This is a genomic window from Devosia sp., from assembly GCF_028290645.1.
Lineage (GTDB): Bacteria > Pseudomonadota > Alphaproteobacteria > Rhizobiales > Devosiaceae > Devosia_A.
This window is the reverse complement of sequence record NZ_JAQGJL010000008.1, coordinates 1-26,995: the sequence shown is the minus strand read 5'-3', so window position 1 is coordinate 26,995 and position 26,995 is coordinate 1. Positions and strand designations below refer to the sequence as shown.

The 26,995-nt window shown below is 66.3% G+C and carries 29 protein-coding genes; 12 read left to right on the top strand and 17 right to left on the bottom strand.

Annotated elements, in window-relative coordinates:
* From dnaA to gyrB, 6 genes are all read left to right on the top strand, one after another.
* The coding region (gene dnaA, locus JWQ89_RS00530; RefSeq protein WP_299637488.1) for a chromosomal replication initiator protein DnaA at positions 1-1,371 on the top strand (1,371 nt) is incomplete at its 5' end.
* Positions 1,372-1,374: 3 nt separating this feature from the next.
* The gene (locus JWQ89_RS00525; protein WP_299637487.1) at positions 1,375-1,590 is read left to right on the top strand and encodes a hypothetical protein; all 216 of its coding nucleotides are present in this window, start codon (positions 1,375-1,377) and stop codon (positions 1,588-1,590) included.
* A gap of 80 nt (positions 1,591-1,670) precedes the next feature.
* Entirely contained in the window at positions 1,671-1,844 is a 174-nt protein-coding gene (locus JWQ89_RS00520; protein WP_299637485.1) for a hypothetical protein, read from the top strand.
* 130 nt (positions 1,845-1,974) lie between these two features.
* Positions 1,975-3,093 (top strand): DNA polymerase III subunit beta, encoded by a 1,119-nt coding sequence (gene dnaN / locus JWQ89_RS00515; RefSeq protein WP_299637483.1) that lies wholly within the window; start codon positions 1,975-1,977, stop codon positions 3,091-3,093.
* A gap of 167 nt (positions 3,094-3,260) precedes the next feature.
* Positions 3,261-4,403, top strand: a complete 1,143-nt coding sequence (gene recF, locus JWQ89_RS00510; protein ID WP_299637481.1) for a DNA replication/repair protein RecF — start codon at positions 3,261-3,263, stop codon at positions 4,401-4,403.
* Positions 4,404-4,654: 251 nt separating this feature from the next.
* Positions 4,655-7,111, top strand: a complete 2,457-nt coding sequence (gene gyrB / locus JWQ89_RS00505; RefSeq protein ID WP_299637479.1) for a DNA topoisomerase (ATP-hydrolyzing) subunit B — start codon at positions 4,655-4,657, stop codon at positions 7,109-7,111.
* On the opposite strand, the gene JWQ89_RS00500 is transcribed toward gyrB, so the two are convergent.
* The 4 genes from JWQ89_RS00500 to JWQ89_RS00485 all read right to left on the bottom strand — a co-directional run bounded on the left by JWQ89_RS00500 (position 7,108) and on the right by JWQ89_RS00485 (position 9,094).
* A complete protein-coding gene (locus tag JWQ89_RS00500) occupies positions 7,108-8,007 on the bottom strand; it encodes a hypothetical protein (protein WP_299637477.1) in 900 nt (299 codons plus the stop codon). The genes gyrB and JWQ89_RS00500 overlap by 4 nt on opposite strands.
* Complete coding sequence (locus tag JWQ89_RS00495; protein ID WP_299637475.1) at positions 8,004-8,519, bottom strand: hypothetical protein; 516 nt, start codon at positions 8,517-8,519, stop codon at positions 8,004-8,006. The genes JWQ89_RS00500 and JWQ89_RS00495 overlap by 4 nt, the downstream gene beginning before the upstream one ends.
* An 84-nt stretch (positions 8,520-8,603) precedes the next feature.
* Positions 8,604-8,843 (bottom strand): Atu4866 domain-containing protein, encoded by a 240-nt coding sequence (locus tag JWQ89_RS00490; protein ID WP_299637473.1) that lies wholly within the window; start codon positions 8,841-8,843, stop codon positions 8,604-8,606.
* 110 nt (positions 8,844-8,953) lie between these two features.
* The gene (locus tag JWQ89_RS00485; protein ID WP_299637471.1) at positions 8,954-9,094 is read right to left on the bottom strand and encodes a hypothetical protein; all 141 of its coding nucleotides are present in this window, start codon (positions 9,092-9,094) and stop codon (positions 8,954-8,956) included.
* Positions 9,095-9,280: 186 nt separating this feature from the next.
* On the opposite strand from JWQ89_RS00485, the gene JWQ89_RS00480 reads away from it, so the two are divergent.
* The gene (locus JWQ89_RS00480) at positions 9,281-10,180 is read left to right on the top strand and encodes an AraC family transcriptional regulator (RefSeq protein WP_299637469.1); all 900 of its coding nucleotides are present in this window, start codon (positions 9,281-9,283) and stop codon (positions 10,178-10,180) included.
* A gap of 207 nt (positions 10,181-10,387) precedes the next feature.
* Entirely contained in the window at positions 10,388-12,559 is a 2,172-nt protein-coding gene (locus JWQ89_RS00475) for a PBP1A family penicillin-binding protein (protein ID WP_299637467.1), read from the top strand.
* Positions 12,560-12,696: 137 nt separating this feature from the next.
* On the opposite strand, the gene JWQ89_RS00470 is transcribed toward JWQ89_RS00475, so the two are convergent.
* Together JWQ89_RS00470 and JWQ89_RS00465 are read right to left on the bottom strand one after the other, a co-directional pair.
* Positions 12,697-13,440 carry a SprT family zinc-dependent metalloprotease gene (locus JWQ89_RS00470; protein WP_299637465.1) on the bottom strand — a complete coding sequence of 248 codons (744 nt, stop codon included), beginning with the start codon at positions 13,438-13,440 and terminating at the stop codon, positions 12,697-12,699.
* A gap of 97 nt (positions 13,441-13,537) precedes the next feature.
* Positions 13,538-13,987 (bottom strand): DUF2852 domain-containing protein, encoded by a 450-nt coding sequence (locus tag JWQ89_RS00465; RefSeq protein ID WP_299637463.1) that lies wholly within the window; start codon positions 13,985-13,987, stop codon positions 13,538-13,540.
* Between the two features lie 145 nt (positions 13,988-14,132).
* Here JWQ89_RS00465 and JWQ89_RS00460 point away from each other — a divergent pair, with 145 nt between their 5' ends.
* The 3 genes from JWQ89_RS00460 to JWQ89_RS00450 all read left to right on the top strand — a co-directional run bounded on the left by JWQ89_RS00460 (position 14,133) and on the right by JWQ89_RS00450 (position 17,800).
* Positions 14,133-15,434 (top strand): ActS/PrrB/RegB family redox-sensitive histidine kinase, encoded by a 1,302-nt coding sequence (locus tag JWQ89_RS00460; protein WP_366143954.1) that lies wholly within the window; start codon positions 14,133-14,135, stop codon positions 15,432-15,434.
* A 101-nt stretch (positions 15,435-15,535) separates the two neighbouring features.
* Positions 15,536-16,087, top strand: a complete 552-nt coding sequence (locus JWQ89_RS00455; RefSeq protein ID WP_299637461.1) for an ActR/PrrA/RegA family redox response regulator transcription factor — start codon at positions 15,536-15,538, stop codon at positions 16,085-16,087.
* A gap of 42 nt (positions 16,088-16,129) precedes the next feature.
* The gene (locus JWQ89_RS00450) at positions 16,130-17,800 is read left to right on the top strand and encodes an MBL fold metallo-hydrolase (protein WP_299637459.1); all 1,671 of its coding nucleotides are present in this window, start codon (positions 16,130-16,132) and stop codon (positions 17,798-17,800) included.
* Between the two features lie 6 nt (positions 17,801-17,806).
* On the opposite strand, the gene JWQ89_RS00445 is transcribed toward JWQ89_RS00450, so the two are convergent.
* The 7 genes from JWQ89_RS00445 to JWQ89_RS00415 form a co-directional block, all read right to left on the bottom strand.
* A complete protein-coding gene (locus tag JWQ89_RS00445; protein ID WP_299637457.1) occupies positions 17,807-18,991 on the bottom strand; it encodes an MFS transporter in 1,185 nt (394 codons plus the stop codon).
* On the bottom strand, positions 18,981-19,442 hold the full coding sequence (locus tag JWQ89_RS00440; RefSeq protein WP_299637456.1) for an MmcB family DNA repair protein: 462 nt from the start codon (positions 19,440-19,442) through the stop codon (positions 18,981-18,983). Before JWQ89_RS00440 ends, JWQ89_RS00445 begins: the two co-directional genes overlap by 11 nt.
* Positions 19,435-20,619: an MFS transporter gene (locus tag JWQ89_RS00435; RefSeq protein ID WP_299637454.1), complete on the bottom strand. Its 1,185-nt coding sequence runs from the start codon at positions 20,617-20,619 to the stop codon at positions 19,435-19,437. Before JWQ89_RS00435 ends, JWQ89_RS00440 begins: the two co-directional genes overlap by 8 nt.
* Positions 20,619-21,788, bottom strand: coding sequence for an MFS transporter (locus JWQ89_RS00430; protein ID WP_299637452.1), 1,170 nt, complete (start codon positions 21,786-21,788; stop codon positions 20,619-20,621). Before JWQ89_RS00430 ends, JWQ89_RS00435 begins: the two co-directional genes overlap by 1 nt.
* Positions 21,789-21,902: 114 nt before the next feature.
* Complete coding sequence (locus JWQ89_RS00425) at positions 21,903-22,436, bottom strand: hypothetical protein (RefSeq protein ID WP_299637450.1); 534 nt, start codon at positions 22,434-22,436, stop codon at positions 21,903-21,905.
* Positions 22,437-22,500: 64 nt separating this feature from the next.
* Positions 22,501-23,229, bottom strand: coding sequence for a LysR family transcriptional regulator (locus JWQ89_RS00420; RefSeq protein ID WP_299637448.1), 729 nt, complete (start codon positions 23,227-23,229; stop codon positions 22,501-22,503).
* On the bottom strand, positions 23,202-23,390 hold the full coding sequence (locus JWQ89_RS00415) for a LysR family transcriptional regulator (protein WP_299637446.1): 189 nt from the start codon (positions 23,388-23,390) through the stop codon (positions 23,202-23,204). The genes JWQ89_RS00420 and JWQ89_RS00415 overlap by 28 nt, the downstream gene beginning before the upstream one ends.
* 203 nt (positions 23,391-23,593) lie before the next feature.
* Between JWQ89_RS00415 and JWQ89_RS00410 the strand changes: the two genes are divergently transcribed.
* A complete protein-coding gene (locus JWQ89_RS00410) occupies positions 23,594-23,743 on the top strand; it encodes a DUF1127 domain-containing protein (RefSeq protein WP_299637444.1) in 150 nt (49 codons plus the stop codon).
* 31 nt (positions 23,744-23,774) lie between these two features.
* Here JWQ89_RS00410 and JWQ89_RS00405 read toward each other — a convergent pair whose 3' ends face one another.
* The 4 genes from JWQ89_RS00405 to JWQ89_RS00390 all read right to left on the bottom strand — a co-directional run.
* Positions 23,775-23,984, bottom strand: coding sequence for a hypothetical protein (locus JWQ89_RS00405; RefSeq protein ID WP_299637442.1), 210 nt, complete (start codon positions 23,982-23,984; stop codon positions 23,775-23,777).
* 426 nt (positions 23,985-24,410) lie between these two features.
* Positions 24,411-24,977: a hypothetical protein gene (locus JWQ89_RS00400; RefSeq protein ID WP_299637441.1), complete on the bottom strand. Its 567-nt coding sequence runs from the start codon at positions 24,975-24,977 to the stop codon at positions 24,411-24,413.
* A 106-nt stretch (positions 24,978-25,083) separates the two neighbouring features.
* Positions 25,084-26,115 (bottom strand): aldo/keto reductase, encoded by a 1,032-nt coding sequence (locus tag JWQ89_RS00395; RefSeq protein WP_299637439.1) that lies wholly within the window; start codon positions 26,113-26,115, stop codon positions 25,084-25,086.
* A gap of 106 nt (positions 26,116-26,221) precedes the next feature.
* On the bottom strand, positions 26,222-26,995 hold a 774-nt coding region (locus tag JWQ89_RS00390), incomplete at its 5' end, for an ATP-binding cassette domain-containing protein (RefSeq protein WP_299637437.1).

Genomic DNA, 26,995 nt, shown 5'->3' with positions numbered 1-26,995 from the left:
CTTGAGCCGGGCGCGAACCCGCTGGAAAATCTCGTTCGAGCCGAGTGGCTGACCGTCCTTGCCCATCTGAGCGTTCCGACCCGCTTCCTCTGCTCCTGGGTGCAGTCCAATTACGCCGAGAAGATTCTCGATGCGTTCCGTGCCGAGTCGGCAGGGCTGACCCGGCTGCATTTCACCGTTCGCGTCAACGGTCAGGCAAGGCCACGCCTGCACCACGCCGAGCCGGCCGCCGAGCCGGTCGAACACGAGATTGCAGCGACGCCGGCGGCGCCGCGCCTGATGCGCGAGCCGGTTGCCGCTGCCCCTACCCCGCGCGGTGACGCGCTGTCGGGTTCGGCGCTCGACCCCAAGATGACCTTCGACAGCTTCGTTGCCGGCTCCGCCAACGAGATGGCGCTGCAGGTGGCCAAACAGGTCGCCCACGCGGCTGCCAACAACACCGTGAGCTTCAACCCGGTCTATATCCATTCGAGCGTCGGGCTGGGCAAATCGCACCTGCTCAACGCCATCGCCTGGGCGGCGGGAGCGGCGGAGCCGGGCCGGAACATCGTTTATCTCACCGCCGACCACTTCATGTACCACTTCATCACCGCCGTGCAGCGCCAGTCGGCGATCGGCTTCAAGGAGTGGCTGCGCCGGGTCGACCTGCTGCTGATCGACGACATGCAGTTCCTGCAGGGCAAGTCCGCGACCGAGTTCGGCCATACGCTGGGCACGCTCCTCACCGGCGCCAAGCAGGTGGTGGTGGCCGGCGACGCGCCGCCGCGCGACCTCGAAATGCTCGACGAGCGCGTGCGCTCGCGGCTTTCGGGGGGGCTGGTGGTGCCGATCAATTCGTTCGACCTCGACCTCCGCCGCGCCATCGTCACGCGGCGCGCCGAACAGGCGGTGGCGCGCTTCTCCGATGCGCATTTCGCCCCGGCTGTGCTCGACTATGTGGCCCGCGTGGTGGTGAGCCATGGCCGTGACCTCGATGGCGCGGTGAACCGGCTGCTGGCCGCCAACCAGCTGACCAAGGAGCCGATCACCGTGGCGCTCGCCGAGCGAACGCTGGCCGACCTTGTCCGCCAGCGCGATGCGCGCCGGGTGCGGATCGAGGATATCCTCCGGATCGTCTCGCGCCACTACAAGGTGCCGCGTAATGACCTGCTCTCCTCGCGCCGCTCGCGCGACGTGGTGCGGCCGCGCCAGATCGCCATGTATCTGGCCAAGGCCCTGACCTCGCGCTCGCTGCCCGAGATCGGCCGGCGCTTCGGCGGCCGCGACCACACCACCGTCCTCCACTCGGTCCGCAAGATCGAGCAGATGATCAAGGACGACGGCGAGCTGGCGCAGGAGATCGAACTGCTGAAGCGTATGCTCGAGGAGTAGCTGATGGGCGTTGAGGACCGAGCCAGTCAGGCGCTGTATCTGGTCTGGGTGAACGAGCATCTGGGCTTGTTCGACGAGGCCCTCAACGCCGAGATTTCACGGCTGCTGGGAGAAATTGGCGCCAGCCGGATTCCGGCTCGCGGGTTTTTCCTCCAGCGGCTGGCCGATGCCGCCGAGCGGGCGACACGCATCGGGAGTACCGCCCAGTCCGCGCAGTGATCGCTGACGGCGAGTTTCGACCCGGTAGGTCTTTGTAGGTGGTTGCGTTGCTGGCATTGCATTCGAGGACCCCGCAGCTGTTGCTGCGGATCAGAACCGGCTTGAAGCGCCTCGACATGGGAGCGCGTCCCGAGCCCCGGCCGCTGCCGCCCGACCGGGCCTGGCACGAAATGCTGTCGCGCCTCGATGCCGAGGAGGCGGAGCGCCGGCTCGATGCGGTGGAAGCTGAGCTGAATGGCGGCGCAAACCGCTAGCGCACCGCATTTTCCCTAGGGATAGCGGGGCCCGGGCCGCTCGCGCCCTTGCCTTTTGCCCCCTGAATTGCAAATGTCGCAGCCCGGTTTCGCCGGGGTTTGGGCCGTACGCGGTAGGGGTTTTGAGTTTATGAAAGTCACTCTCGAGCGCAACCATCTGCTCAAGTCGCTGGGGCACGTCCATCGCGTGGTGGAGCGCCGCAACACCTACCCCATCCTCGCCAACGTGCTGCTCAAGGCATCCGAGGGCAAGCTCGACCTGCGCGCCACCGACCTCGACATCGAGGTGACCGAGAGCGTGCCGGCAATGGTCAGCCAGCCGGGCACCACCACGGTGCCGGCGCACACCCTCTACGAGATCGTGCGCAAGCTGAGCGACGGCGCCGAGGTGCGGCTCGAGAACGAGGGCACCGAGCAGCTGCTGGTGACTTCCGGCCGCTCGCGCTTCCACCTCGCATGCCTCTCGCCCGACGGCTTCCCGGACCTGAAGTCCGGCACCTTCACCCACAGCTTCTCGATCGCCGCGCCGACGCTGCGCGAGCTGATCGAGCGCACCCAGTTCGCCATCTCCAACGAGGAGACGCGTTACTATCTCAACGGCATCTACATGCACATGCTGGATGTCGCCGGCACCGCGACGCTGCGCGCCGTCGCCACCGACGGCCACCGCATGGCGCGCGCCGAGTCCGATGCGCCGGCCGGCGCCAAGGGCATGCCGGGTATCATCGTGCCGAAAAAGACCGTGTCGGAAGTGCAGAAACTCCTCGAAGGCGCCGAGGGCGATGTCGAGGTGGAGCTCAGCGACACAAAGATCCGCTTCACGCTGGGCGGCGTGGTGCTGCTCTCGAAGCTCATCGAGGGCACTTTCCCCGACTATGACCGGGTGACCCCCAAGAACAACGACAAGCAGATGAACGTCGACAAGCAGAGCTTTGCGACGGCGGTGGATCGCGTCTCGACCATTGCCTCGGAGCGCGGCGGCAAGGCGGTAAAACTGTCGATGAAGGAAGGCCAGCTCGAGCTGTCGGTCACCAACCCGGACCACGGCACGGCGAGCGAAGAACTGGCGGTTGAGTTCGAGCCCGAGAGCTTCGAGATCGGCTTTAACGCGCGCTACCTGCTCGACATCATCGGGCAGATCCGCTCGGAGAACGCGGTGTTCCTGTTCAACGACGCGGGCTCGCCCACGCTGGTGCGCGAGGACGGCGACGCCAAGGCGCTCTATGTGCTGATGCCGATGCGGGTTTAGTTTTTCTTCCCTCTCCCCTTGAGGGAGAGGGTGGCTCGGCGAAAGCCGGGCCGGGTGAGGGGAAGTCGCTCCTCACTGCGTTCGAATCGCGCGATGACTTCGCATCGCGGACCCTCATCCGGCGCTGCGCGCCACCTTCTCCCTCAAGGGGAGAAGGGAGATCGAGGTTGCTGTTCCGTCCCATGCATCCCTCCCGCCACATCTCCCGGCTCCGTCTCTCCCACTTCCGCAATTATGCGAGTGCCGCACTCGACCTTGACGGGCGGCACCTGGTGCTGGTCGGGCCCAATGGGGCGGGAAAGACCAATCTGCTCGAGGCCGTGTCGTTGCTGTCGCCCGGCCGCGGACTGCGCGGGGCGCCCTTCGAGGAGGTGGCGGCGCAGGGCTCGGACGGGCTCTGGGCCGTGGCGGCGACGATCGAGATCCCGGAGGGGCCGGTCGATATCGGCACCGGGGCGGGTGGGCCTGAGGGTGGCCGCCGGGTGCGGATCAACGGCGCCAACGCCCGCACCATCGAGGAGATGAGCGCCTATCTCAGGGTGCTGTGGCTGACGCCGGCAATGGATGGGTTGTTCACGGGGCCGGCCAATGAACGGCGACGCTTCCTCGATCGGCTGGTGACGACTCTGATCCCCGGCCACTCGGCCCAGGTTTCCGACTACGAGAAGGCGATGCGCCAGCGCAATCGGCTGGTCGACGAGGATGCCGACCCGCTCTGGACCGACGCGGTCGAGGCGCAGATGGCGACTGCCGCGGCAGCGGTGCATTTCGCCCGCGCCGACAGCCTCGGCGACCTGCAGGCGCTGATCCTCCAGGGCGTGGACGAGGACAATTTCCCCGCCGCGCGGCTGGCGCTGACGCCGCTGTTCGAGGATGGGCGCGAGCCGCAATCCTCGGCGGCGCTCGAGGCGGAGTTGCGCGCGCTGTGGCGCTCGAGCCGCGGTCGCGACCGGGCGGCGGGGCGGACGCTCGTCGGCCCGCACCGCATCGATCTCGAGGTGCGGCACGCCCAGAAGGACATGCCGGCGGCGCTCGGCTCGACTGGCGAGCAGAAGGCGCTGCTGATCGGGCTGATCCTCGCCCACGCCCGGCTGGTGAAGCGGGCGACCGGCATTGCGCCGTTCCTGCTGCTCGACGAGGTGGCGGCGCATCTCGATCCGGGCCGGCGGGCGGCGCTGTTTTCGGCGCTCGACGGGCTGGGGACGCAGTGCTTCATGACGGGAACGGACCCCATGCTGTTCGAGGCGCTGGGTGACGAGGCGCAGCGGGTGACGGTGAGGGATGGGCGGCTGGCGCTGGGAGTGGGGTGACCCGCGGGGCCGGTGGCTGTGAACCCCCACCCCTGTCCCCTCCCCGCAAGGGGGAGGGAGACCCTCACATCAGCTTCAGTGTTTTCGTCTCCCTCCCCTTGCGGGGAGGGGACAGGGGTGGGGGTTGCGAGCGCCGTGCTGACCGCTCTAACCCTTGTAAAACGGGCTAAAAATAGCCATCTCTCTTCTTTATCCGAAGACCATCCGCTAGACCAATTTCAGCGGACCTGCTGACCTGATTCGGGACCCCCTTGAGCACCTCCGAAACCCCCTCCGATCCGAACGAATATGGCGCCGATTCCATCAAGGTCCTGAAGGGCCTCGATGCGGTGCGCAAACGCCCTGGCATGTATATCGGCGATACCGATGACGGCTCGGGCCTGCATCACATGGTCTATGAGGTCGTCGACAACTCGATCGACGAGGCGCTGGCAGGCCATGCCGACCTCGTGACGGTGCAGCTCAATGCCGATGGCTCGGTAACGGTCATCGACAACGGCCGTGGCATGCCCACCGGCATCCACACCGGCGAAGGCATTTCGGCGGCCGAGGTCATCATGACCCAGCTGCATGCCGGCGGAAAATTCGACCAGAATTCCTACAAGGTCTCGGGGGGCCTCCATGGCGTCGGCGTTTCCGTCGTCAACGCGCTTTCGGCCTGGCTGAAGCTCAAGATTCGCCGCGATGGCGAAATCCACGAGATGAGCTTCGCCCATGGCGACGCCGTGGCACCGCTAGCGCAGACCGGCAACTATGTCCCCTATCGCCAGCCGGGCACGTATGAGGGCCGGTCGGGCACGGAAGTCACCTTCCAGCCTTCGACCGAAACCTTCACCATGATCGAGTTCGACTTCAAGACGCTGGAGCACCGGCTGCGCGAGCTCGCCTTCCTCAACTCGGGCGTCCACATCATCCTGCGCGATCTGCGCCACCCCGAGCCGGTCGAGATCGACCTGCATTACGAGGGCGGGCTCGAGGCGTTCGTGCGCTATCTCGACAACGCCAAGACGCCGCTGATCTCGGCGCCGATCATGCTGTTTTCCGAGCGCGACGGCATCACCGTCGAGGTCGCCATGTGGTGGAACGACAGCTACCACGAGAACGTGCTCTGCTTCACCAACAACATCCCGCAGCGCGATGGCGGCACGCACCTGGCGGGCCTGCGCGCCGCGCTCACCCGGCAGGTGACCAACTATGCCGAGCAGAGCGGCATCACCAAGCGCGAGAAGGTCACCGTCACCGGCGACGACATCCGCGAGGGGCTGACCTGCGTGCTGTCGGTCAAGGTGCCGGACCCGAAATTCTCGTCGCAGACCAAGGACAAGCTGGTCTCCTCCGAAGTGCGGCCGGTGGTCGAGAACGGGGTGAACGACAAGCTGCAGCAATGGCTCGAAGAGCACCCGGTCGAGGCCAAGCACGTCGTCGGCAAGGTCGCGGAAGCGGCGATGGCGCGCGAGGCTGCCCGCAAGGCGCGCGAACTGACCCGTCGCAAGTCGGCGCTTGACGTCAACTTCCTCGCCGGCAAGCTCAAGGATTGCTCCGAAAAGGACCCGGCCAAGTCGGAAATCTTCCTCGTCGAGGGCGATTCGGCCGGTGGCTCGGCCTCGCAGGGGCGTGACCGCTACACCCAGGCGGTGCTGCCGCTGCGCGGCAAGATCCTCAATGTCGAGCGGGCCCGCTTCGACCGCATGCTGGGTTCCGAGCAGATCGGCAACCTGGTGATGGCGCTCGGGACCTCGATCGGCCGCGAGGAGTTCAACCCCGATAAGCTCCGCTACCACAAGATCATCATCATGACGGACGCCGACGTCGACGGCGCCCACATCAGGACGCTGCTGCTGACCTTCTTCTACCGGCAGATGCGCGAGCTGATCGACCGCGGGCACGTCTATATCGCCCAGCCGCCGCTCTACAAGATCAAGCGCGGCTCGTCCGAGCAGTACCTGAAGGACGAGCGCTCGCTCGAGGATTACCTGATCGATACCGGCTGCGAAGACGCGGTGCTGAAGACGCGCGACGGTGTCGAGCATGCCGGCGAAGATCTGCTCTCGATCGTGAGGCAGGCGCGCGAGATCGTCCACGCCATCGAGGGGCTGAACACCCGCTACAACCGCTCGCTCATCGAGCAGGCGGCGATCGTCGGCGGCCTCGATGCCGAGGCGTTGCTCGATCCGGCGCGCACGGCGACGGTGATCGAACGCGTGGTCCGCCGGCTCGACCGGCTCGCCGACGAGGTCGAGCGCGGCTGGCAGGGGCGCAGCGACGGGCAGGGCGGGCTGGTCTTCACCCGCACTATCCGCGGCGTGACCGAGAACCACGCCATCGATGCCCAGCTGCTCGCCAGCGCCGACGCGCGGAAAATCCGCGCGACGGTGGAACGGCTTGCCGATCTCTATGGCGGCGTTGCGAAGCTTACCCGCAAGGACCAGAGCTTCGATATCTACGGGCCCGCCTCGCTGTTCGCCGCGGTCACCGGCGTCGGCCGGAAAGGCATCTCGCTGCAGCGCTACAAGGGGCTGGGCGAAATGAACCCCGGCCAGCTGTGGGAAACGACCCTTGACCCCAATGTCCGGACGTTGCTGCAGGTCCAGATCAAGGACAGCGACGACCATGACCGGCTGTTCTCGAACCTGATGGGCGACCTGGTCGAACCGCGGCGCGAGTTCATCCAGGACAATGCACTGAGCGTCGCGAATCTCGACGTCTAGTTGACCAGCAGGGTCTTGAGGAGGGCCGCGTTGTTCTCGAGGTTTTCCCGGCTCACGCCGTCGATGGCCTCGGTGGCCAGCGGGCCGGCGTAGCGTTCATAGGCTGCACGGACGCGATCGTTCAGGTCCCCGGCCTCGGTGTATTTCTTCGCTTCGATCAGGGCCGGGATCAGTCCGTAGAGTCGGAGTTCCCAGCGGTTGAACTCCGTCAGCGCCTGCCTTATGTCGGCGATGCGCAGGAGCGGCTCGAACGATTCCTGGCGCTCCCTGCCCTCATCGATCTCGGTTAGTATATCCTGTAACCGATCGACCAGTTCCGGCTGCAGTCCCCACGGGCTGAGGCCGAGGCCGTGAATGGGTCTGACCTTGGTGAACAGATAGTACGAACCGGCAAACCATCCACGCAGCCCCTTGAGGTGGGCGTTCGTCCATTTCTCGTCGTTGCTCTCGATCAGCTTTACCCACTCCTGGCAGCCGAACAGCGAACGGAACGCACTCTTCACGTCGGTCGGCTGTGTATGCCAGCAAAGATCCTCCGCCTTGTCGGCGTCTTCCAGCGTGAAATCGTAGCGATAGACTCGTACCGCGATCTTCTTTCCGGAATAGGGAGCGAAGACGAAGGCGGGCAAGCTCGTGCTGTTCTGGTCGTCCCACTCGATGGTCAGGCTCATCGGCAGGTCTTCGATCGTACCGGGACGGAAGGCGATCGGGGTCGAGAGGGCATCCTTGGGCAAAATCGCCGCAATCTCGTCCGCCCCGCTGGAGACATAGGCACTCTTGGCAGTACCCGAGGGTTCCACATAGACCATCAGTTCCACCGACTCGTCCTGTGCGAGCGACGATGTCGCAGCGCTGGCGAGCACGGCCAAGAGCGCCGACAGGACCATCCCCCTCATTGCTGCTTCCCCAGGTTGTGTCCGATCAGCAGCATCATCACGATGCCCAGATTGCTGGCCACGTCCCTGAACAAAGTAGGTAGCCCCGTGTACTTCACCTTCATCTCGGCCGACTGGAAGGCATCCAGCAGGCTCGCGGCAAGCAGGGCGGAGACTGTGCCAACCAGCGGGATCAGAAACAGCCACGCGGAGAGCCGACCGTTGCGAAGCATCGCGAAGTTGGCGCCGAGGAAGAGCGCGGCCAGCGGCAAAATGAGCTTGTGCAGCGCTTCCAGCACGCTGCCCTTGGCGCTGGCGAGGGGATTGACGAATTGTACCAGCGCATTGGCATCGATGGTCGGAGCGCCCAGCGACGACGCCCGCCCGAACGCCAGTTGCAGGATGAAATCGGCCGCCATCACCGTCGGGACGGCCGCATAGATGACGATAAGCGCGGACAGCACGAACAGCTGCTGTCTGGCTTGTAGGCGAACGAGGTCTTTCTGTTCGCCTGCCTCGACGTCCTGTGCCATGGCCACCTCTCCCAAGCAGCAACACTACCCATGGGTCATTGGCTTGAGGTGAGTGGAACTACGTGCGCAGTTTCGCGGGGGGTGTCACCCCGCCGCGTGCATCACCACGCCGGCGTGATGAAGAACGCCGCCGATGAACTCGCCGGCGGCGGAAAGGCCGGTATCGTCGCGGTATTCGATATGGTGGCCCTCGATGCGGTAGTCTCCCTGACAGGCGGCATAGAGGTGGCCGCGGGCCTCGATGTAGCGGCCGTTGGGGAGGAGAGCCTGGCGGATTTCGCCGTCATCAGTGACCCAGAGGCCGGTGTAATCATGGGTGCTCATCTCGAAACTCCGTAGACCCGCCCGGCGGGGACGGGCTGAATGTGATGCCCGCGGCGAGCGCGAACGCGGCGACCAGCACCGCGCCGGCGACCGTCGCGACCAGGCGCCGCCTAGCCATTCATGCTCCGCCGCTCGCGGCGGCGCTCCCGGCGGGGCCGGCGCTCCTCGCTGCGGCGCAATAGCCTGCCGACGCTGACGAGGACCGCCGCAGGCTGCAGGCGCCGGGCAATGGTGGAAAGATCGATGTTCATTTGCGTCCTCGCTTTCTGGCGCGGAAATAGGTCATCCGCGGTGACTGCAATATGGCTCGTGAGGGGTCTGGGGCGGTAGACCGATCCTCCAGCATGATTGCACGATCCTCCACAACTCCGTGAAGTCGCGTGACTCGCGTGCGCGAGATGCTATGTATGGGGCACGCAAAATGAAGGAGCATGGCCATGGAACGGCTGGATGAGCTGAAAGCGGCGATTGCACAGTTCGCAACGGCAGATGGTATTCAGGCAACACCGGTCGAAGGCATGTCGCTGGTCAGGATCTCGCATCCCTCGGAGCCGATGCACGCGGTCCATCACCCATCGCTCTGCCTCGTGGCGCAGGGGCGGAAGCGGGTGATCGCAGGAGACCGGGTGCTGTCCTATGACGGGGCGCACTTCCTCGTCGTCTCGGTCGATACGCCGGTGATCGGGCAGGTGATCGAGGCAACGGCGGAAGCACCGTATCTGTGCGTAAAACTCGACCTCGATGCTGCCGAGATCGCGGCACTGCTGATCGAAGCGGGCGGGGTAAGCACGGCGGCGGTCGATGCCGAGCCGAGCGTCGCGCTGAGCCCGGTGACCCCCGAGCTGCTTGATGCGGCGATCCGCCTGGTCAGGTTGCTGGAGCGGCCCGAGGACATCGCGGTGATGGCGCCGATGATCAAGCGCGAGATTCTGTTCCGGCTGCTGCGCTCGGACCAGGCGACGAAGCTCCAGCAGATTGCCCTGGCCGAGAGCAGGTTGCAGCAGGTCAACCGCGCCATCGGCTGGATCAAGTTGAACTATCGCGACGCCTTCGCCATCGAGACGGTAGCGGCCGAGGCGCGGATGAGCCCCTCGGCGCTGCACTTCCACTTCAAGGCGGTGACGGCGATGAGCCCGTTGCAATATCAGAAGCAGTTGCGGCTGCAGGAGGCCCGCCGGCTGATGCTGTCGGAGGCGCTCGACGCGGCCACCGCCGGCCACCGCGTCGGCTATGACAGCCCCAGCCAGTTCAGCCGCGAATATGCCCGGGTGTTCGGCGCGCCGCCGCTGCGCGACGTGGCGCGGCTGAAGACCGGAGACCTGTTGTCGGCAGGCTAGCTCCTGTCCTGTCACCGGCCCGCAACAGTGCTTGATCGGCCTGCTTAAGCCCACATAAACCGGCCACATTTAACTTAGATAGCCAAGGGGACCGCGCTGGCCGAAGACCCGGGAAATCGGGTTGGCTTGGGCTTGGCGAGACGGTCGGATGCCCAATGGCCTCCGCATGCCGCCCCTCGAACGGGAAACGGCTGCAGGACACTCGCCATGCGCAAAAAGAATGCCGGGGCCCTGTACATGGATTTCCACGTTTCGCCGGAAGACCGGGTTGGCGCCACGCCGAAGAAGGGCACGCGCTCCCAGCGCGTCGCGCCGGCGAAGAAGACCGCCCGCGGTGCCCGGGTCGAGCCCGGCTTTACCGACGGCGAGGTCTATGTCGACGACGAGCGCTCCGAACGCGCCCCGCGCGGCAAGGCCCCGCGCGGCCGTGCCGTCAAACCCCAGAAGACCCGCCGCGGACGGCGCGAGCGCCGCCCGCTGAGCCTGTTCGGGATCATCTGGAAGCTCATTTCCTGGCTGTTCATCCTCGCCATCTGGGGAGCGCTGGCAGCCGGCGCCGTGGTCGTCTACTACGCCGTGCAACTGCCCTCGGCCGACACCTGGAAGGTGCCGGACCGGGCCGCCAATATCCGTATCGTCGCCGCCAACGGGCAGTTGATCTCGAATCGCGGCAAGACCGGCGGCGAGGCCGTGTCGCTGCGCGAACTGCCCTATTATGTGCCGGCCGCCTTCGTCGCCATCGAGGACCGGCGCTTCTACGAGCATTTCGGCATCGACGTGGTGGGTCTTGCCTCGGTGGCGCTCGAGAGCCTGCAGGCCGGCGAGGTGACGCGTGGCGCCTCGACCATCACCCAGCAGGTGGCCAAGAACCTGTTCCTGACCCTCGACCAGACGCTCGGCCGCAAGGTGCAGGAAGCGCTGCTCGCCGTCTGGCTGGAGCAGAACTATTCCAAGGACGACATCCTCGAGCTCTATCTCAACCGGATGAATTTCGGCCACGAGAAATACGGCATCGAAGCCGCCGCCCAGTACTATTTCGGCAAGTCCGCCCGCAACCTGTCGCTCAGCGAAGCGGCGATCCTTGCCGGATCGCTGCAGGCCCCCTCGCGGCTCAATCCGCAGGCCAAGGCCGACCTCGTCCAGGCGCGCCAGTCGCTGGTGCTGCAGGCCATGGCCAAGGAAGGCTATATCACCCCCAACGAGGCGAAGGCCGCGACGATCGATCCCAGCCAGACCATCCGCACCAAGGTGGTGGGCGGCGAGTCCTATGTCGCCGACTGGGTCGAGAGCCTGATGACGGCCTATCTCGGTGAGGTCAAAGAGGACGTGATCGTTCACACCACCATCAACTGGGATCTCCAGAAGGAAGCCGAGTTCGTGGTGAAGGAAGCCGTCGCGAACCATGGCACGGAGATGAAGTTCTCCCAGGGCGCACTGGTGGCGATGGATGTCGACGGGACGGTCCGGGCGCTGGTCGGCGGCGTCGACTACCAGCAGAGCCAGTTCAACCGCGCGGTGACGGCGCGGCGCCAGCCGGGTTCCACCTTCAAGCCGTTCGTCTATCTCGCCGGTATGGAGAAGGGCTATACGCCCGACACCATCGCCACCGACGGGCCGATCGACATCAACGGCTGGAAGCCCGAGAACGCCGACGGCAAGTATAGCGGGGACATGACCCTGCGGCAGGCCCTGGCGCTGTCGCGCAACACCGTCGCGGCGCTGCTCGCCAACGATGTCGGCCCCGACAAGGTGGTGGAAGCGGCGATGCGCATGGGCATTTCCTCGCCGCTCCAGGCGGTGCCCTCGATTGCCCTCGGCACCCAGGAAGTCTCCCTGCTCGAGTTGACGGCGGCCTATGCGCCGTTCGCCAATGGCGGCATCGGTGTCATCGCCAATGTCATCACCCGCATCGAGACCGCCGACGGCAAGGTGCTCTACGATGCCGTGGCGGCCGGCCCGGGCCGGGTGATCGAGCCCGCCATCGTCGCCGAGATGAACGACATGCTGCACGCCGCGGTCGAGATCGGCACCGGCAAGCGGGCCCAGCTCAATGGCTGGCCGATGGCCGGCAAGACCGGCACCAGCCAGAAAGCCCGCGACGCGCTGTTCGTCGGCTACACCGCGCGTATGGTGACGGGCATCTGGCTCGGCAACGACGACGACGTCGGCACCAAGCTCTCGGGCGGCAACGTGCCGGTCGAGATCTGGAGCCAGTTCATGACCAAGGCGCACGAGGGCATTCCGGTCGCCGAACTGCCCGGCGCCATGACCCAGCCGGGCATGGAACAGCAGCAGCTCCAGCCGATGGAGCAGCCGCAGGCCGAACGGCCGCGGCGGACGCTGGTGGATATGTTGGGCGAGATTTTCGGGGGCGGGTGAGCTGCAGCAATAAGCGCCGGCCTCTTCACAGCCCCCTTCAGGGAAGGGCCGGGGGAGGGGTAGTTCGGTGGATAACCGATGGACCCCCACCCTCAAGGGGGAGGGAGGCGGTTGAGCCGCGAATGCTGCGCCTGCCCCTATTCCAGACCGTAGCCCATCACCACCTTGCCGTGCGCCTTGAGCCAGGCCTTGCCTCTAGTCATGTCGGGCAGTGCCTTCTCCACCGTCTTCCAGAAGCTCGGGGAATGGTTCATGTGGACGAGGTGGGCGACTTCGTGGGCCGCGACATAGTCGAGGACGAAGGGCGGGGCGAGAATCAGGCGCCAGTTGTAGTTGAGCCGGCCCGACGACGAGCACGAGCCCCAGCGGGTCGACTGGCTGCGCATCGCGACCGACTTGACGGTGACGCCGAGCGCCGTCGCATGCACCGCGGAGCGTTCGGCAAGGTCGCGCTGCGCCTCGGTCTTCAGCCATTCGGTGAGGCGCCGCGGGATATGCGCGGCTTCCCCAGGCACCAGCAGCGACAGTTCGCCGTCGATTTCGGAGATTTCGACGCGGCCGCGCAGCCGCCCGATGGCGTGGATGCGGTGCGGCACGCCGCGCAGCGGCACCATCTCGCCGTCGGCAAAGGCGGTGCGGGGGGCGCTGCGCTTGAGCCGCCCCTCGAGCCAGCCGCGATGGCGGTTGAGGAAAGCCTCCGCTTCGCTCCAGCGCCCGGTCCTCGGCAGCGTCAGCACCGGGTTGCCGTGATGCGGCACGGTCAGCCGGTAGCTCCGTGCCCGCGGGCTCACCTTTACCGTGATCTCGACCGCTTCACCCCCGATGGTGAGCGTTGTCGCAGCGGGCACCTTGGGCGGCTTGGCGGGGAACAGGAAATTCATGGGCCGATCATCGCCGATTCGAAGCAATTCCCGACGACAAAAAAGCGCCCCTCGGAAGGGGCGCCAGTTGTCAGGAGGTCTGGGCGGCGCCGCAGCGTCAGATGCTGGTGCCGCCGGTGTTGTCGCCGCCATAGCTGGGGCGGCTGACGTTCTTTTCGCGCATGAAGCGGTCGAACTCTTCGCGATCCTTGGCCATGCGCAGGTTCCGCATGTACTCGTGGAAGGCGTTGACCTCTTCGTCGAGCCGCCGGCGTTCCTCATCGAGGCGCTTGAGCTGCTCGGCGCGGTAGTCGTCGAAAGCGGCATTGCCGCTCGAGTGGCCGAAGCCGTGGCTACGAAACCCGCTGGCGCGGGGGCCGCAGCTACCTGCCCAGCTGCGGGATCGATTGACGAACCCCTGGGCCTTTTCCGCCGAGCCGCCGAACATCTCGCCCCACAGGATGTAGGCGAGGATGGCGAGGCCGACGGGCCACCAGATAACGAAGCCCAGGACCATCAAAGCGATGGTGAGCGGACCCCATTGCGGTTTGATAATCGCAGTGTGCATTGGACTTTTCTCCCAGTCACGAACAGCTTCGATGTGGTCCCGCCAGACGGGCGGTCAAGCGTTTCGTTCACGCATTTTTGCCCTTGAATTGGCGTGCTAGACTTCCCATGCGGGCGGCAATGACAGGCCCGGAAAGGATGATTTGATGGCAATGAAGGAGACCCCGGCGGCGATCCTGCCGGGCAACTGGCGCCCCCTGCGGCTTGCAACCCTTGTGGGGCTGCGCTGGCTGGCGGTCGCCGGGCAGACCATCGGGGTGCTGTTCGTCGCCTTCGGGCTCGGCTTCCCGCTGCCGCTCGGCTCGTGCCTGGTGCTGATCGGGCTGTCGGTGCTGCTCAACCTGTGGCTGGTGTTCCGGCTGGGCGAGGGCTACCGGCCGTCGGCGAGGGTTGCGACGGTGCACCTGGGCTGGGACCTGTTCCAGCTCGCGGGGCTGCTGGCGCTGACCGGCGGGCTGCAGAACCCGTTCTCGCTGCTGCTGCTGGCGCCGGTCTCGGTTTCGGCGACCACCCTGCCACAGCGCGCCACCACCATTCTCGCCGCGCTCGCCATCGCCCTGGCGTCAGTGCTCTCGGTGTTCCACTACGACCTGCCGTGGGATCCGGACCAGCGCATCGTCTTCGATCGCGTCTATGTCATCGGCATCTGGGTGTCGATCATCTGCGGCACCATCTTCATTGCCGGCTATACCAACCGGGTGGCGCACGAGGCGCGCCAGCTGGCCGACGCGCTGGCCGCGACCGAACTGGCGCTGTCTCGGCACGAGCAACTGAGCGCCCTCGACGGGCTCGCCGCCGCTGCCGCGCATGAGCTCGGCACCCCGCTCTCGACCATCGCGCTCGCGGCGCGCGAGATCCGCGACGAGGTGCCGGAGGGCCCGGTGCGCGAGGATATCGAGCTGATCATGTCGCAAGCGGCGCGCTGCCGCGAGATCCTCGGCAAGCTCAGGAGCCTGCGTGAAACCCCGGGCGACCCGTTCGCCGCGGTGCCGGTGAGCGAATTGCTCGCCGAAGTGATCCGGCCGCTGGAGGGGAGGGGCAAGACCATCTCGATCCGCACCGACAATACGGCCGGCCCGTCTCCGGTGATCAAGCGCAATGCGGGCCTGCTCTATGGTCTCGGCAACCTGATCGAGAATGCCGCGCAGTTTGCCGATCGCGCCGTACTGATCGATGCCAGCTGGGACAGAGCGGCGCTGATGGTGACCATCACCGATGATGGCCCGGGGTTCCCGAGCGAGCTGATCACCCGGCTGGGCGAGCCCTACCTCACCACCCGCGCCCGCAATCCCGACAGCGCCGAGCCCGGCGGTCTGGGGCTCGGCATCTTCATCGCCAAGACCCTACTCGAGAGGACCGGGGCGCGGCTCAGCTTCGAGAATGAGAAAGGCGAGGGCCATGCCCGCGTGCGCATGGTGTGGCCGCGGCAGGCCATCGAGGCGGCGTGAGGGGTGGGTGCGATCTCCGCTTCGAATTGTGGGGTGACCGGTGGCGGAAAAAGCACCCGCGATTTTGACCTTTGCACCAAAAGACCCTACATGAGGCGGCGATGAGCACAGTCGATGAACTTCTCGCAGCCGACCGCAGCCTGCTTCTGGTCGATGACGACAAGACTTTCCTCACCCGCCTCGAGCGGGCGATGCAGAAGCGTGGTTTCGATGTCCGTATCGCCGACACCGTAGCCGGCGGGCTTGCTGCCGTAGCCGAGGCGGCGCCGGCCTATGCGGTGGTGGATCTGCGGCTCGAGGACGGCAACGGCCTCGATGTCGTGGCGGCGCTCCATTCGAAGCGCCAGGACGCCCGTGCGGTGGTTCTCACCGGCTATGGCAACATTGCCACCGCGGTGACTGCGGTGAAGCTCGGGGCGGTGGATTACCTATCGAAGCCCGCCGACGCAGAGGATGTGATCAACGCGCTGCTGGCCACCGGCGACAAGCCGCCCGAGCCGCCCGAGAACCCGATGTCGGCCGACCGGGTGCGCTGGGAGCATATCCAGCGCGTCTATGAACTCTGCGACCGGAACGTTTCCGAGACGGCACGGCGGCTGAACATGCACCGTCGTACGCTGCAACGCATTCTCGCCAAGCGGGCGCCGAAATAGCCTCAATGTAATCGCCAGCCAAGACCTGCCCGGGAGGCCACGATGACCGTCACGCTACATTTCCACGGGGCGTCGGGCACCGTGACGGGGTCGTGCTACCGCGTTGTGCATCCGGGCGGGCAGTTCCTTGTCGATTGCGGGATGTTCCAGGGCAACAAGACGGTCCGCGACCTCAACTACAAGCCGTTCCCGTTCGACCCCAGGGCCATCGACTACCTGCTGCTCACCCATGCCCATATCGATCACGCGGGGCTGCTGCCGCGGCTGACGCATATGGGTTATCGCAAGCCCATCTGGGCCACCGAGCCGACCAACGGCCTGCTCGAATATCTCCTCCCCGACGCCGCGGGCATCCAGGAGAGCGAGGCCGATCGCGAGACGAGGAAGCGCGCCCGCCGCGCCGAGGAGCCGTTCCAGCCGCTCTACCTGATAGAGGACGCCGAGGAGGCGCTGAAACTGCGCAAGAGCATCGACTATGAGAAATGGATTACCCCTGGCCCGGGTGTCCGCGCCCGCTACTGGAATGCCGGGCACATTCTCGGCTCCGCCTCGATCGAAGTCGAGGTGCAGGACGGCAGCGGCAAGGCCATCCGTATCCTCTTTTCCGGCGATCTCGGCCCCAACCAGAAGGTGTTCTACGAGGCGCCGGATGCCCCCTCGGGCTACGACTACATCCTGTCGGAATCAACCTATGGCGGGCGCGAGCGGCAGGACTACACCCTGCTCGAGCGGCGCACGGCGCTGAAGACCGAGATCAACGACGCATTGGCACGCGGCGGCAATCTGGTGATCCCCACTTTCGCGGTGGAGCGCAGCCAGGAGCTGCTGCACGATATCGGCTATCTGATCAAATCGGGCGAGATCAGCCCGAGCCTCGTATTCCTCGATTCCCCGCTCGCCTCCAAGGTCACTGGCGTCTATCGCAAGTATGCGGCGATGTTCGAGGACATGGAACTGGGGGCCGACGAACTGTTCAACGACCCGCGCTTCCGCATCGTGGAGGCGGTGGACGAGAGCAAGGCGATCAACTCGATCCGCGGCGGCGCCATCATCATGTCGGCTTCCGGCATGGCCGATGCGGGGCGCATCAAGCATCACCTCCGGAACAATTTGCCGCGCTCGAATGCCACCGTGCTGTTCGTCGGGTACCAGGCGCCGGGAACGCTGGGACAGATCATCCAGTCGGGCGCGCGGGAAGTGCGCATCCATTCCGAGCTGGTGCCGGTGCGGGCCCATATCCGCAGCCTCGGCAACTACTCGGCCCACGCCGATCACTCAGAACTCGTCGCCTGGGTGACCAAGCGCCTGCCGGCCCATGGCGCGGTGTTCCTTACCCATGGCGAGGACGAGGAGCGGGCCGCGCTGAAGGCGGCCTTGATGCACGACGACGGCCTCGCCAGCGACCAGGTGATCACCCCGCTGCTCGACGACGCATTCGAGCTGCGCGCCGACGGCGTCGCTGGCGTGGAGCGTCCGGCGGAGCGTCGGGTCGACATGGGCCAGATCACGGTCGACTGGCACAACGCCTATGCGAGCTTCATCATCGATCTCAGCCACCAGCTGCAGAGCGCACCGAGCGATGCCCAGCGCATCGCGGTGATGGAAGCGCTGAAGGCGACGCTGGCGGGTACCGGTCCGGTGACTCCGCCGCTGCCGATGAAGACCCAGGCGGGAGACGCAGGGGTGCTGCATGGAGAGCCGAGCGGGGAGTGAGGGGCTCTAACCCTTCCGCGGGGCCAGGTACCTCGCGAGATACAGAGCCAGGAGCAGCGGCGGCAGCATTACTGCGAAGGTGACGCGGGTCGAGGCGACCGTGGCGATCCAGCCCAGGAGCGCCGGGGCGCCCAGCAGCAGGACCTGCTGGCTCATGGTCAGCGCCGCTACATTCTCCGACGCCGGCCGGTCGCCGAGCCGCGCCGCGGCGGAGGTCGAGAGCGGGAACGAGACGCAGACGCCGAAGCCGATCAGCGCGAAGCCGATGAGCGCGACGATGAGGTTGGGCGAGAAGACCACCAGCACCAGCCCCACCAGCGCGGTGAGCACGAGGGCGCGGGCCAGCCGCACCGGGCCCCAGCGCGTGACGGCGCGATCGGCGAGCAGGCGCCCGATCGACTGCGCCGTCATGAAGGCGGGAAGCGTCAGCGTATCGACCCATTCGGGAGCCGCAAAACTGTCGCGCATGAAGATCACCGACCAGTTCCGCAGCCCGCCTTCGAGCAGCGACGCGGCGACGGCATAGCCCAGCAGCAGCAGGATCATCGGCGTCGGCAGGGCAATGCGAAGGCCGGTCGTTTTCGCGGCATGCGGGCGCGGCGGCGCCACGTGCATTGGCCAGGCGACCAACGCGATGCCGATCGCGACCGGCACGAGGAGGACGGCGAAATGTACTGCCGGCACGACGCCGGCGCCGCTCATCGCCGTGCCGATGAGCGAGGCGGTCAGGAGCCCGACGCTCCAGATGCCGTGGCAGGTGTTCATGATGCGCCGGCCGGTCGCCGCCTCGACCCGATCGGCCTCGACATTGATGGCGATGTTGCTGAGCGCGAAGACGCCGCCGAACACCGCAAAGCCGAGCCACATCAGCGGCAGGCCCGGCGCGAGGGCGATCAGCACCAATACCAGCGCCATGCCGGGGATGGTGCCAAGGATGATGGCGCGGGTGCCGAGCCGCTCGACCACGAGGCTGGCGACGAGGAAGCTGAGGATGGCGCCGGCGGGCTGGCCGAGCAGCGCCAGGCCAAGCTGCGCCTCGTCGAGGCCCAGCGCCCGCTGCATGTCGGGAATGCGGCTGAACATGCCGCCTTGCGCCAGCGCATGGAGGAAGAAGACGAGCACGATCGGCGGCGGGAGCTTTACCGGGGACGCTTCGGATATGCGTCTGCGCCGGACAACCTCAGAGATCATTGGGATCCATCAGCACATGTATGCGGTCCGCCCCGAGGCGCGCCAGCTTCACCAGCATCGCCTTGCGGCGGGCCGGCGGCAGCGGGGTTTCCTCGGCCATCCTGAGGATTGCCGCATCGTGTCCGTCGCCGACCATCAGGCCCTCGCTCTCGGGGAAGATGTCGGGATCGAGTTCCGGTGGCTTGGCGAAGAAGAAGCGGTCACAGAACTCCTTGTAGTTCGGCCATTTGCGATCGACCTGGAAGTCGACCAGCGAGGACTTGATCTCGACGATCCAGATCTCGCCCTTCGGTCCGACGCCCAGCACGTCGGCGCGCCGCCCGTTGCTGAGCGGCACCTCGGCGAAGCAGCAGAAATCATGCGCCGATCGCAGGAACCGCATCACCCCGCGCTGCACCCGAAGCGCCGTCGGCGATTGCCGAAGGTCGACGATCGGGGGCAGCTCAGCCATGGGGTGTCGCGGGCTCAGGTTCGGCGAGCAGCGGCGTCTGCTTGGGCGACAGCGCGCGGATCGCCAGCAGCGCCGCGATGACCAGCGGTACGACCACGAGATAGGAGATCCTGATGCCGAAGCGCTCGGCGACGAAGCCCAGCAGCGGCGGCCCGAGGAAGAAGACGACGAACGTCATCTGCCCGAGCGAGGCGACGTTCACTGAGGCCGGCCGGTCGGTTCGCTGCGCCGCCGCCGAGACGGCGAGCGGATAGACCGAGGAGCAACCGAGCCCCATCAGGAGGAAGCCGAACAGCGCCACATAGGGGTGCGGCGCGAACCCGACCATGACCAGCCCGATTGCCGCGATGCCGAGCAGCCCGCCCGCGACGACCCGCGGGCTGTAGCGATCGACCACCGGATCCATGAACAGCCGGGCCAGCGCCATGAACAGCGAGAAGATGGTGATCGACATGCCGCCGACGAAGGGCGGCACCTCGAACACGTCGCGCATGTAGATCGCCGACCAGTCGACGCCGGCGCCCTCGACGAAAAGCGGCGCCGCGCCGATGAGGCAGAGCGGCAAGAGCCCCGAGGTCGGGAAGGCGATCAGCGGCATCTTGCCGGTGTGGCTCTCCTGCCGCGCCGGCGCGTTCTCGATCTTGGAGAACACGAAGATGCCGGCAATGACTACGATCACCAGCGCGCCGAAGGTGTGGAGGTGAACCGAAACCCCCGCCTGCCGTACACCCGCCGAGATGAACGCCGTGACGAAGAACCCGAGGCTCCACATGCCGTGCGCTCGGCTCATGATGCGGGTGCCGAGCTGCGCCTCGTGCCGGTCGGTTTCGAGATTGACGTTGATCTCGAGGGCTCCGGCGAACAGGCCCGCAATGAAGAAAATGGGGATGAGGAAAATCGCCGAGGGGATCCACGGAACGATTGCATACATGACCGAGGCGCCGAACACGGTGACGAAGGCGGTGGTACGGGCGCCGTATTTCTCGATCAGCGGGCTCGAGAAGGTGAGCCCGAACAGTGCCCCGATCGACATGGCGATCAGCGTCAGGCCGAGCTGGCCCTCGGTCAGCTTCAGCGAGCGCTGCAGGTCTGGCAGGCGGCTGAGCAGTGCGCCCATCGACAGTGCAAAGACGAAGAAAATCCCATAGACCCGCTGATGCGGCTTCAACGTAAACATCAGTCGACCTCGTGGCGGATCGGTTTGGCGCCCAGCGCACCGGCAAAGACGAGGCTGAGGATGACGAGCGGAATACCGATGCCGAATGACCAGCGGATGCCGAAGTGTTCGGCAACATAGCCCAGGAGCGGCGGCCCGAGGAGGAAGGCGACGAAGGAAATCTGCGCCAGCGACGCGACATTGGTCGCCGCCGGCCGGTCGGTGCGCTGCGCCGCCGCCGACATGGCGAGCGGGAAGATCACCGAAGTGCCGACGCCCATCAGGCCGAAGCCGACCAGCGACAGCCAGTCGGCGGGTGAGAAGAAGACGATCAGCGCGCCGATGCCGAGGATGCTGAGCAGGAACCGCGAGACCATCGTCGGGCTGTAGCGCTCGACGAAGGGATCGGCAAAGAACCGGGTCACCGCCTGGGTGAAGGCGCCGAGCGCCACGGCGAAGCCAGCGAGGAAGGGGGACACGGAGAACTCGGTCTTCATGTAGATCGCCGACCAGTCGATGCCGGCCCCCTCCATGATCATCGCCGAGAGCGTCACCGCCACCAGCACCATGATGGCAAGGGTCGGCGCGGCAAAGCGCGGCACCTCGTCGGTCGAGGTGCCGGTGCGGTGGGGCGCCGGGGTGAAGCGGCCAAGCAGCAGCGCCACTCCGACGATCACCACCGGGATCATCCCGATCAGGTGGAGCTGCGGCGAGAGGCCGGTCTGCGCGATCACTGCGCTGATGATGCCGGCCGAGAAGAAGCCGAAGCTCCAGAAGGCGTGTGAGCGGTTCATGATGCGCCGCCCGATCATGTGCTCGGTGCGATCGGCCTCAAGGTTGAGGATTATCTCGATGCCGCCGATGACGAGGCCGACGGGGACGAGCAGCAGGAAAAAGGCCAGCGGCCCGGTGGCGAACACCGAAAGCGCATAGCCGACGGCCAGGAGAGGGATCAGGGTCAGGATGGCGCGGCGGTAGCCGACCTTCTCGAGCACCGGGCCGGCAAAGCTCAGCGAGATTAGGGTGCCGAGCGCGGCGCCGATCAGGCCGAGACCGAGCGCGCCCTCTTCGATGCCCATGGCGTGCTGGATGTCCGGCAGGCGCGGCGGCAGGCTCCCCATGCAGAACGAATAGATGAAAAAGCCGCCATAGACCCGCTGTTGCGGCGGCAGCTTGATACCGAATCTCATTGTAGGGGAACTCGCAGAACCTAAGGCGCGCGACCCTAGTAAAATCGGTTCAAATGGGCAAGGCGAGGTTTAGTGAAGTGAAAGAATGGGACTGCGTCGCGTCGTCCACGGCGCCTACACCGCCACCTGCATGTCGTCGCGCATCACGCTCACCCCGCGCGCTGGGGTGCGGATGAGTTCCAGCCGGCGGTATTGGGCGCCCGCCCGATGGGGCGAGGCGCGGACGCCGCGGTCGGGTCCGAGATAGGTGGCGGTCTCGAAATAGACCTGCGTATGCTCGACGAGGAGGTCGAGCCGTGCGGAGACCCGCTGCTGCGTAAAGGGGAGGGTCAGCACGTCGTCGAAGCCCATCTCGACGCAGGTCTTGATCGCATCGGCCGACGGGCTCTCGGAGAAGTAGACCAGCGGCGAGAAGCGGATGCGGCGGCTGGGCGAGAAGCGGATGGCGTCGGCCACGGGCTTCAGCCCGGCGACGTCGTCGACCGCGGCGAAGAGGAAGAACAACAGCGGCGTTTGGTGCGCCTGGGTGTCGGCGGCGGCGATGCCGGCATAGCTGAGCACGGTCGGAAAGCCGATGCCGCGCGCCAGATCCATCAGTGCCGCCCCGGGACCATCCGGGGGGCCGACCACGTAGGCGCAGGCCCGCATCTCAGGCGCTCCGAATTGTTGAATTCCCCACCGCAAAGTATCGCGACTTCGCCTTGCGGTGAGGTTAAGGCCTGGGCCGCGGGTGCTCGCCGCGAAATAGCGGACCATGCTCCTTCATCAGCTTGGCGGAGGTCCGGTCGCCGACCAGGCGAACCGCCGGGCGGTGGCGGTCCTCGTGATGCGAGACCAGCCATTGCTCGGTCTCAAGCTCCGGGATCGGGGCCGCGACGCGCACCAGCCGCTCGTCGCTGTCGCCGACAAAGCACGGGAAGACGCTGAGCCCGGCGCCAGCCGCCACCAGTTCGCGGACGCTCTGCACGTCGTTGCCGCGCACCCCGATGCGGTCGCCGTGATGCGCCATGAGCCAGCGCGCCGAGGCGATGTTGGCCGCGTCGCCGGTGACGCCGACGAAGAGGCCGGCCTTGATGCCGTTGATCAGGTTCAGCCCGGAATAGATGGCGTGCGCCACCCGGCCGATCTGCCGGCCAGCGAGGTTCGGCTCGACCGGGCGCTCCGAGCGGATGCCGAGATCGGCCGCGCGGCGGCCGATATCGAGCTTGCCGTAGGCGGTCGCCAGCTCGATCCGGATGCCGTCATCGACGTGCCATAGCTCGTCGATGTGCCGGCCGATGAAGGCCGAGGTCCAGGTGCCGGCGGAGACGCGGACGATCTGCTCGCCGACGGCGCCGTCACGCCAGCGCTTCAGCTCCTGCATGGCCGCTTCGACATCCTCGGCCCGGCGCAGCAGTTCCTCCCCCGCGAGCGTCAGCTGGTAGCCGGTCTGCCGGCGCACGAAGAGCGGCTCCCGATCTGCTGTTCGAGTGCGGTGACGCGGCGGCCAAGCGTCGCGGCGCTGAGCCCGGTGGTCGAGGTGGCCGCGCTCAGCCCGCCGAGTCGCGCCACGTCGAGGAACAGCCTCAGGTCGTCCCAGGAGATCGCGTCGCCCGCGCTCATTTTTCATTCCTGAAAAATACGTTGCGGACATGCTTGTATCGCTTCAAGCCGCGAACAGCAAGGATGCACGGGTTCGGAGCGCAGCTCCACCGGCCCTTCCGGCCGCTGGCGCCTCCGGTCAGCACCGCGCTATTGCAGCAACGTCCGCATCCTCATCGGAGCGGAAGCGATGGCGCTTTGCTTCGATGAAAAGGAGAATGACGATGTTCAAATCCCTGACCCGACGCATCACCCAATGGTCGCGCATCCACCGCGACATCGCGCGGCTACAGCAACTGGATGATCATATCCTCGCCGACATGGGGTTCACCCGCGAGCGCATCGCGACGTCGGTTCGTACCGGGGTGAGATGAACTCGGGCTGCGGGAGGCGTCCGGATGCCGCTCAGGCTTCCGGACGCAGCGCGTCGCGCACCGCGGCTTCCGCGGCTTCGATCGACTCGAAGACCTGGCCGTCGACGCCGAATGCATCGAGCTTGACGGCGAGGAAGCGGAAGCCTGAATGATGCGCCAACAGGACGCCCTTGGGCTGGCCGTCGACATCGACGGCTATGGGCTTGGCGCTATGGGGCTTTTCGAAACGGGCATGCTGCATGGATAGAACTCCATCGGCACGTCTTGCTGGACGGCCGGGGTGTTACCTGAACTGTGAGACGAATGGGTGACGGAGGTCACATTCGTTTGGGTCGGTAACACCCGATGGAGCAATCTACCCATTTGCCGATGAGCCCGGTTTGGAGAGTGGTCCGAATTGCGATGTGCATGTTCGTCTCCTTCCGGCGGCCATCAGGCCTGGGTTAGTCCGATGAGGGCGATGATAGATCGGCCCTCGAAGCTTTTCTGTGGCGAACCTGCGTCCGCTGTCTGATTTTTGCCGCGTTAACCGGCGCCGGTCACCCAGCCTTTTGATCGATGCTTTCGCAGCGGTCCCGGCAAACATAGGCGAAGCAACGTTGTTCCACCAGCCCGGCGCGTTCCAAACATTCTGCGGCAAGGCGGAATTAATTTCCCGCCAGTCCGGTCACAGCGTCGCGAGCAGCGCCGCCCCGCGCGGCGACAGCCGGTAGCCGACATCGAGGCTGATCGTCAGCCCCAGGGACTTGAGCTTCCGAACGTTGAGCTTGAAATCGGCCCGCTCGAACCCCGCCGCCTCGGCTAGTGTCGTCGAGACGATGCCGGGATGGCTGGCGATGAGCTCGAGTGCCTGTCTGGTCCAGGGCGCATCAGCTGCCTGGTCGAGCTTTGCGAGCTTGCCGGCGAGGACCCTCAGTTCGGCGGCATCGGGCTCGGCCTCCCGCAGTGCCTCGCGCGGGTCCGGGCCGGCAGGATGTAGGCGTATGCGGTAGCAGGTGCCCTCCTGCCCCTCGAACATGGCGAGCACCCCGGCCCGGTCCTTGTAGCCGGCAGCGCGTGCATCCTCCTCGCTGACCCCCTCGGGCTCGATCATCTCGATCATGTCGATCCCGACCATGCCGAGCGCCGTGCGCACCGTGCCGCCGGGCCTCACGGTGGGCTTCTTCCAGCGCCGGAACGCCAGCGTGCAACGGCCGGCAAAGATGGCTTCGAGGTCTTTGGATCGGAACAGCATGCGCCATATTTACCCGGCCGCGGACCGGCTGCAACGGCTCCGACAAACTATGCTGGGGCCGGAAATGTGGTGGATGAGCCGGCGAGCCGGCCCATCCCCGGTTGGCTTAGCGGCCGCCGGCGATGTTGCGGTGCCGCTGTTTGACACCGCCGGTGCCGTAGGGATAGTCGGCCACTTCCGGGGCGCTGGCCTTGGTCAGCTTCGCGACGATCTCGTCACCGAGCTGCAGGTCGGCGGCCTTGAGGTTGTCCGCAAGCTGCTCGCGGGTCCGGGCGCCGAGGAGCACCGACGTGACGGCGGGGCGGCCGCCGAGCCAGGCGAGCGCCACCTGGGCCATCGACACGCCGAGGGCCGCGGAGGCCTCCTCGAGCGCGCCGATGATCCGCCAGGTCCGCTCCATGGCATTGCGCGGGCCGTAGGATTCAGAGCCGCGGTTCGGGTTTTCGCCCAGCCGGGTGGCGCCGGTCGGCTGCACGTCGCGCTTGTACTTGCCGCTGAGCCAGCCGCCGCCGAGCGGCGACCACGGGAGGAGCCCGATATTGGCGTCGAGCGAGGCGGGTACGATCTCGTGCTCGATGTCGCGGACGAGCAGGTTGTACTGCGGCTGCAGCGTCACCGGCGGCGCGAGATTGCCCATCTTGGCGAGGAATACCGCCTTGGTGAGCTGCCAGCCGATGAAGTTCGAGAAGCCGTAATAGGCGATCTTGCCGTTGCGGATCGAGTCGTCGAGGAAGCGCAGGGTCTCCTCGAGCGGGGTGAGCGCGTCGAAGGCATGCATCTGGTAGAGGTCGATCTGCTCGACGCCCAGCCGGCGCAGCGAATCGTCGAGCGCCATGCCCAGATGCCGGCGCGACAGGCCGAGGTCGTTCGGGCCGGTGCCCATCGGGAAGCGCCCCTTGGTGGTGAGCACCACCTGGCGGGCCGCATCCGGGCGCGCCTTCAGCCAGCGGCCGACGATCTCCTCGGACTTGCCGGCCGAGTAGACGTCGGCGGTGTCGATGAAATTGCCGCCGGCAGCGACATAGTCGTCCATCAGCTGGATCGAGGTGGCCTCGTCGGCCTCGGCGCCGAAGGTCATGGCGCCCAGGGTCTGCGTCGAGACCACGGCGCCGCTATTGCCGAGCTTGCGGTACTGCATGCGAATCCTCCTGATGATTGAATCGCTTCAACCGTCTCTCTAGTGCGGCAGCGGACTGAGGTCGAGTCGGACTATTGGCTGAGGGCCGGTGTCACAAGACTGCGATCTAGCCTTCGATGGTCTCGCGCAGGGATTCGAGCTCCAGCCACTCGTCCTCGGCCTTGCCGAGCGCCGCCTGCAGCTTTTCGAGCGCCTTGCCGGTGTCGCTGAATTTCTGCGGATCGCGAGCGTAAAGGCTGCCGTCGGCGAGGATGGCGTTGAGTTTGGCCATCTCCGCTTCGAGGCGCTTGATCTCCTTGGGCAGCGCCTCGAGCGCGTGCTTCTGCTTGAAGTTGAGCTTCTGCTTTTGCGATTGCGTCGCGATCTGCGGCAGCGCCGCCTGGCGGCCGGATTTCTGCCGGGGCGCCGTGGCGGCGGCGGTCACGCCGTAGCCGCGCTGTGTGACCATGTCCGAATAGCCCCCCGGGTATTCGGTCCACTGGCCGCCGCCATCCGAGACGATCACCGAGGTAGCGACCCGGTCGAGGAAATCGCGATCATGGCTGACGACGATGACGGTGCCCGGGTAGTCGGCCAGCATTTCCTGCAGCAGGTCGAGCGTTTCGAGATCGAGGTCGTTGGTGGGCTCGTCGAGCACCAGGACGTTCGAGGGCAGCGCCAGGACGCGCGCCAGCACCAGCCGGCCGCGCTCGCCGCCCGAAAGCTTGCTCACCGGCGTGCCGGCCTGCTCCGGGCCGAACAGGAAGTCCTTGAGATAGCCCATGAAATGCTTGGGCTGGCCGTTGATGATCAGCGTATCGGAGCCGCCGCCGGTCAACGCTTCCTTCAGCGTCGTCTGCGGATCGAGGCTTTTTCGCCGTTGGTCGAGAGTGGCGAGTTC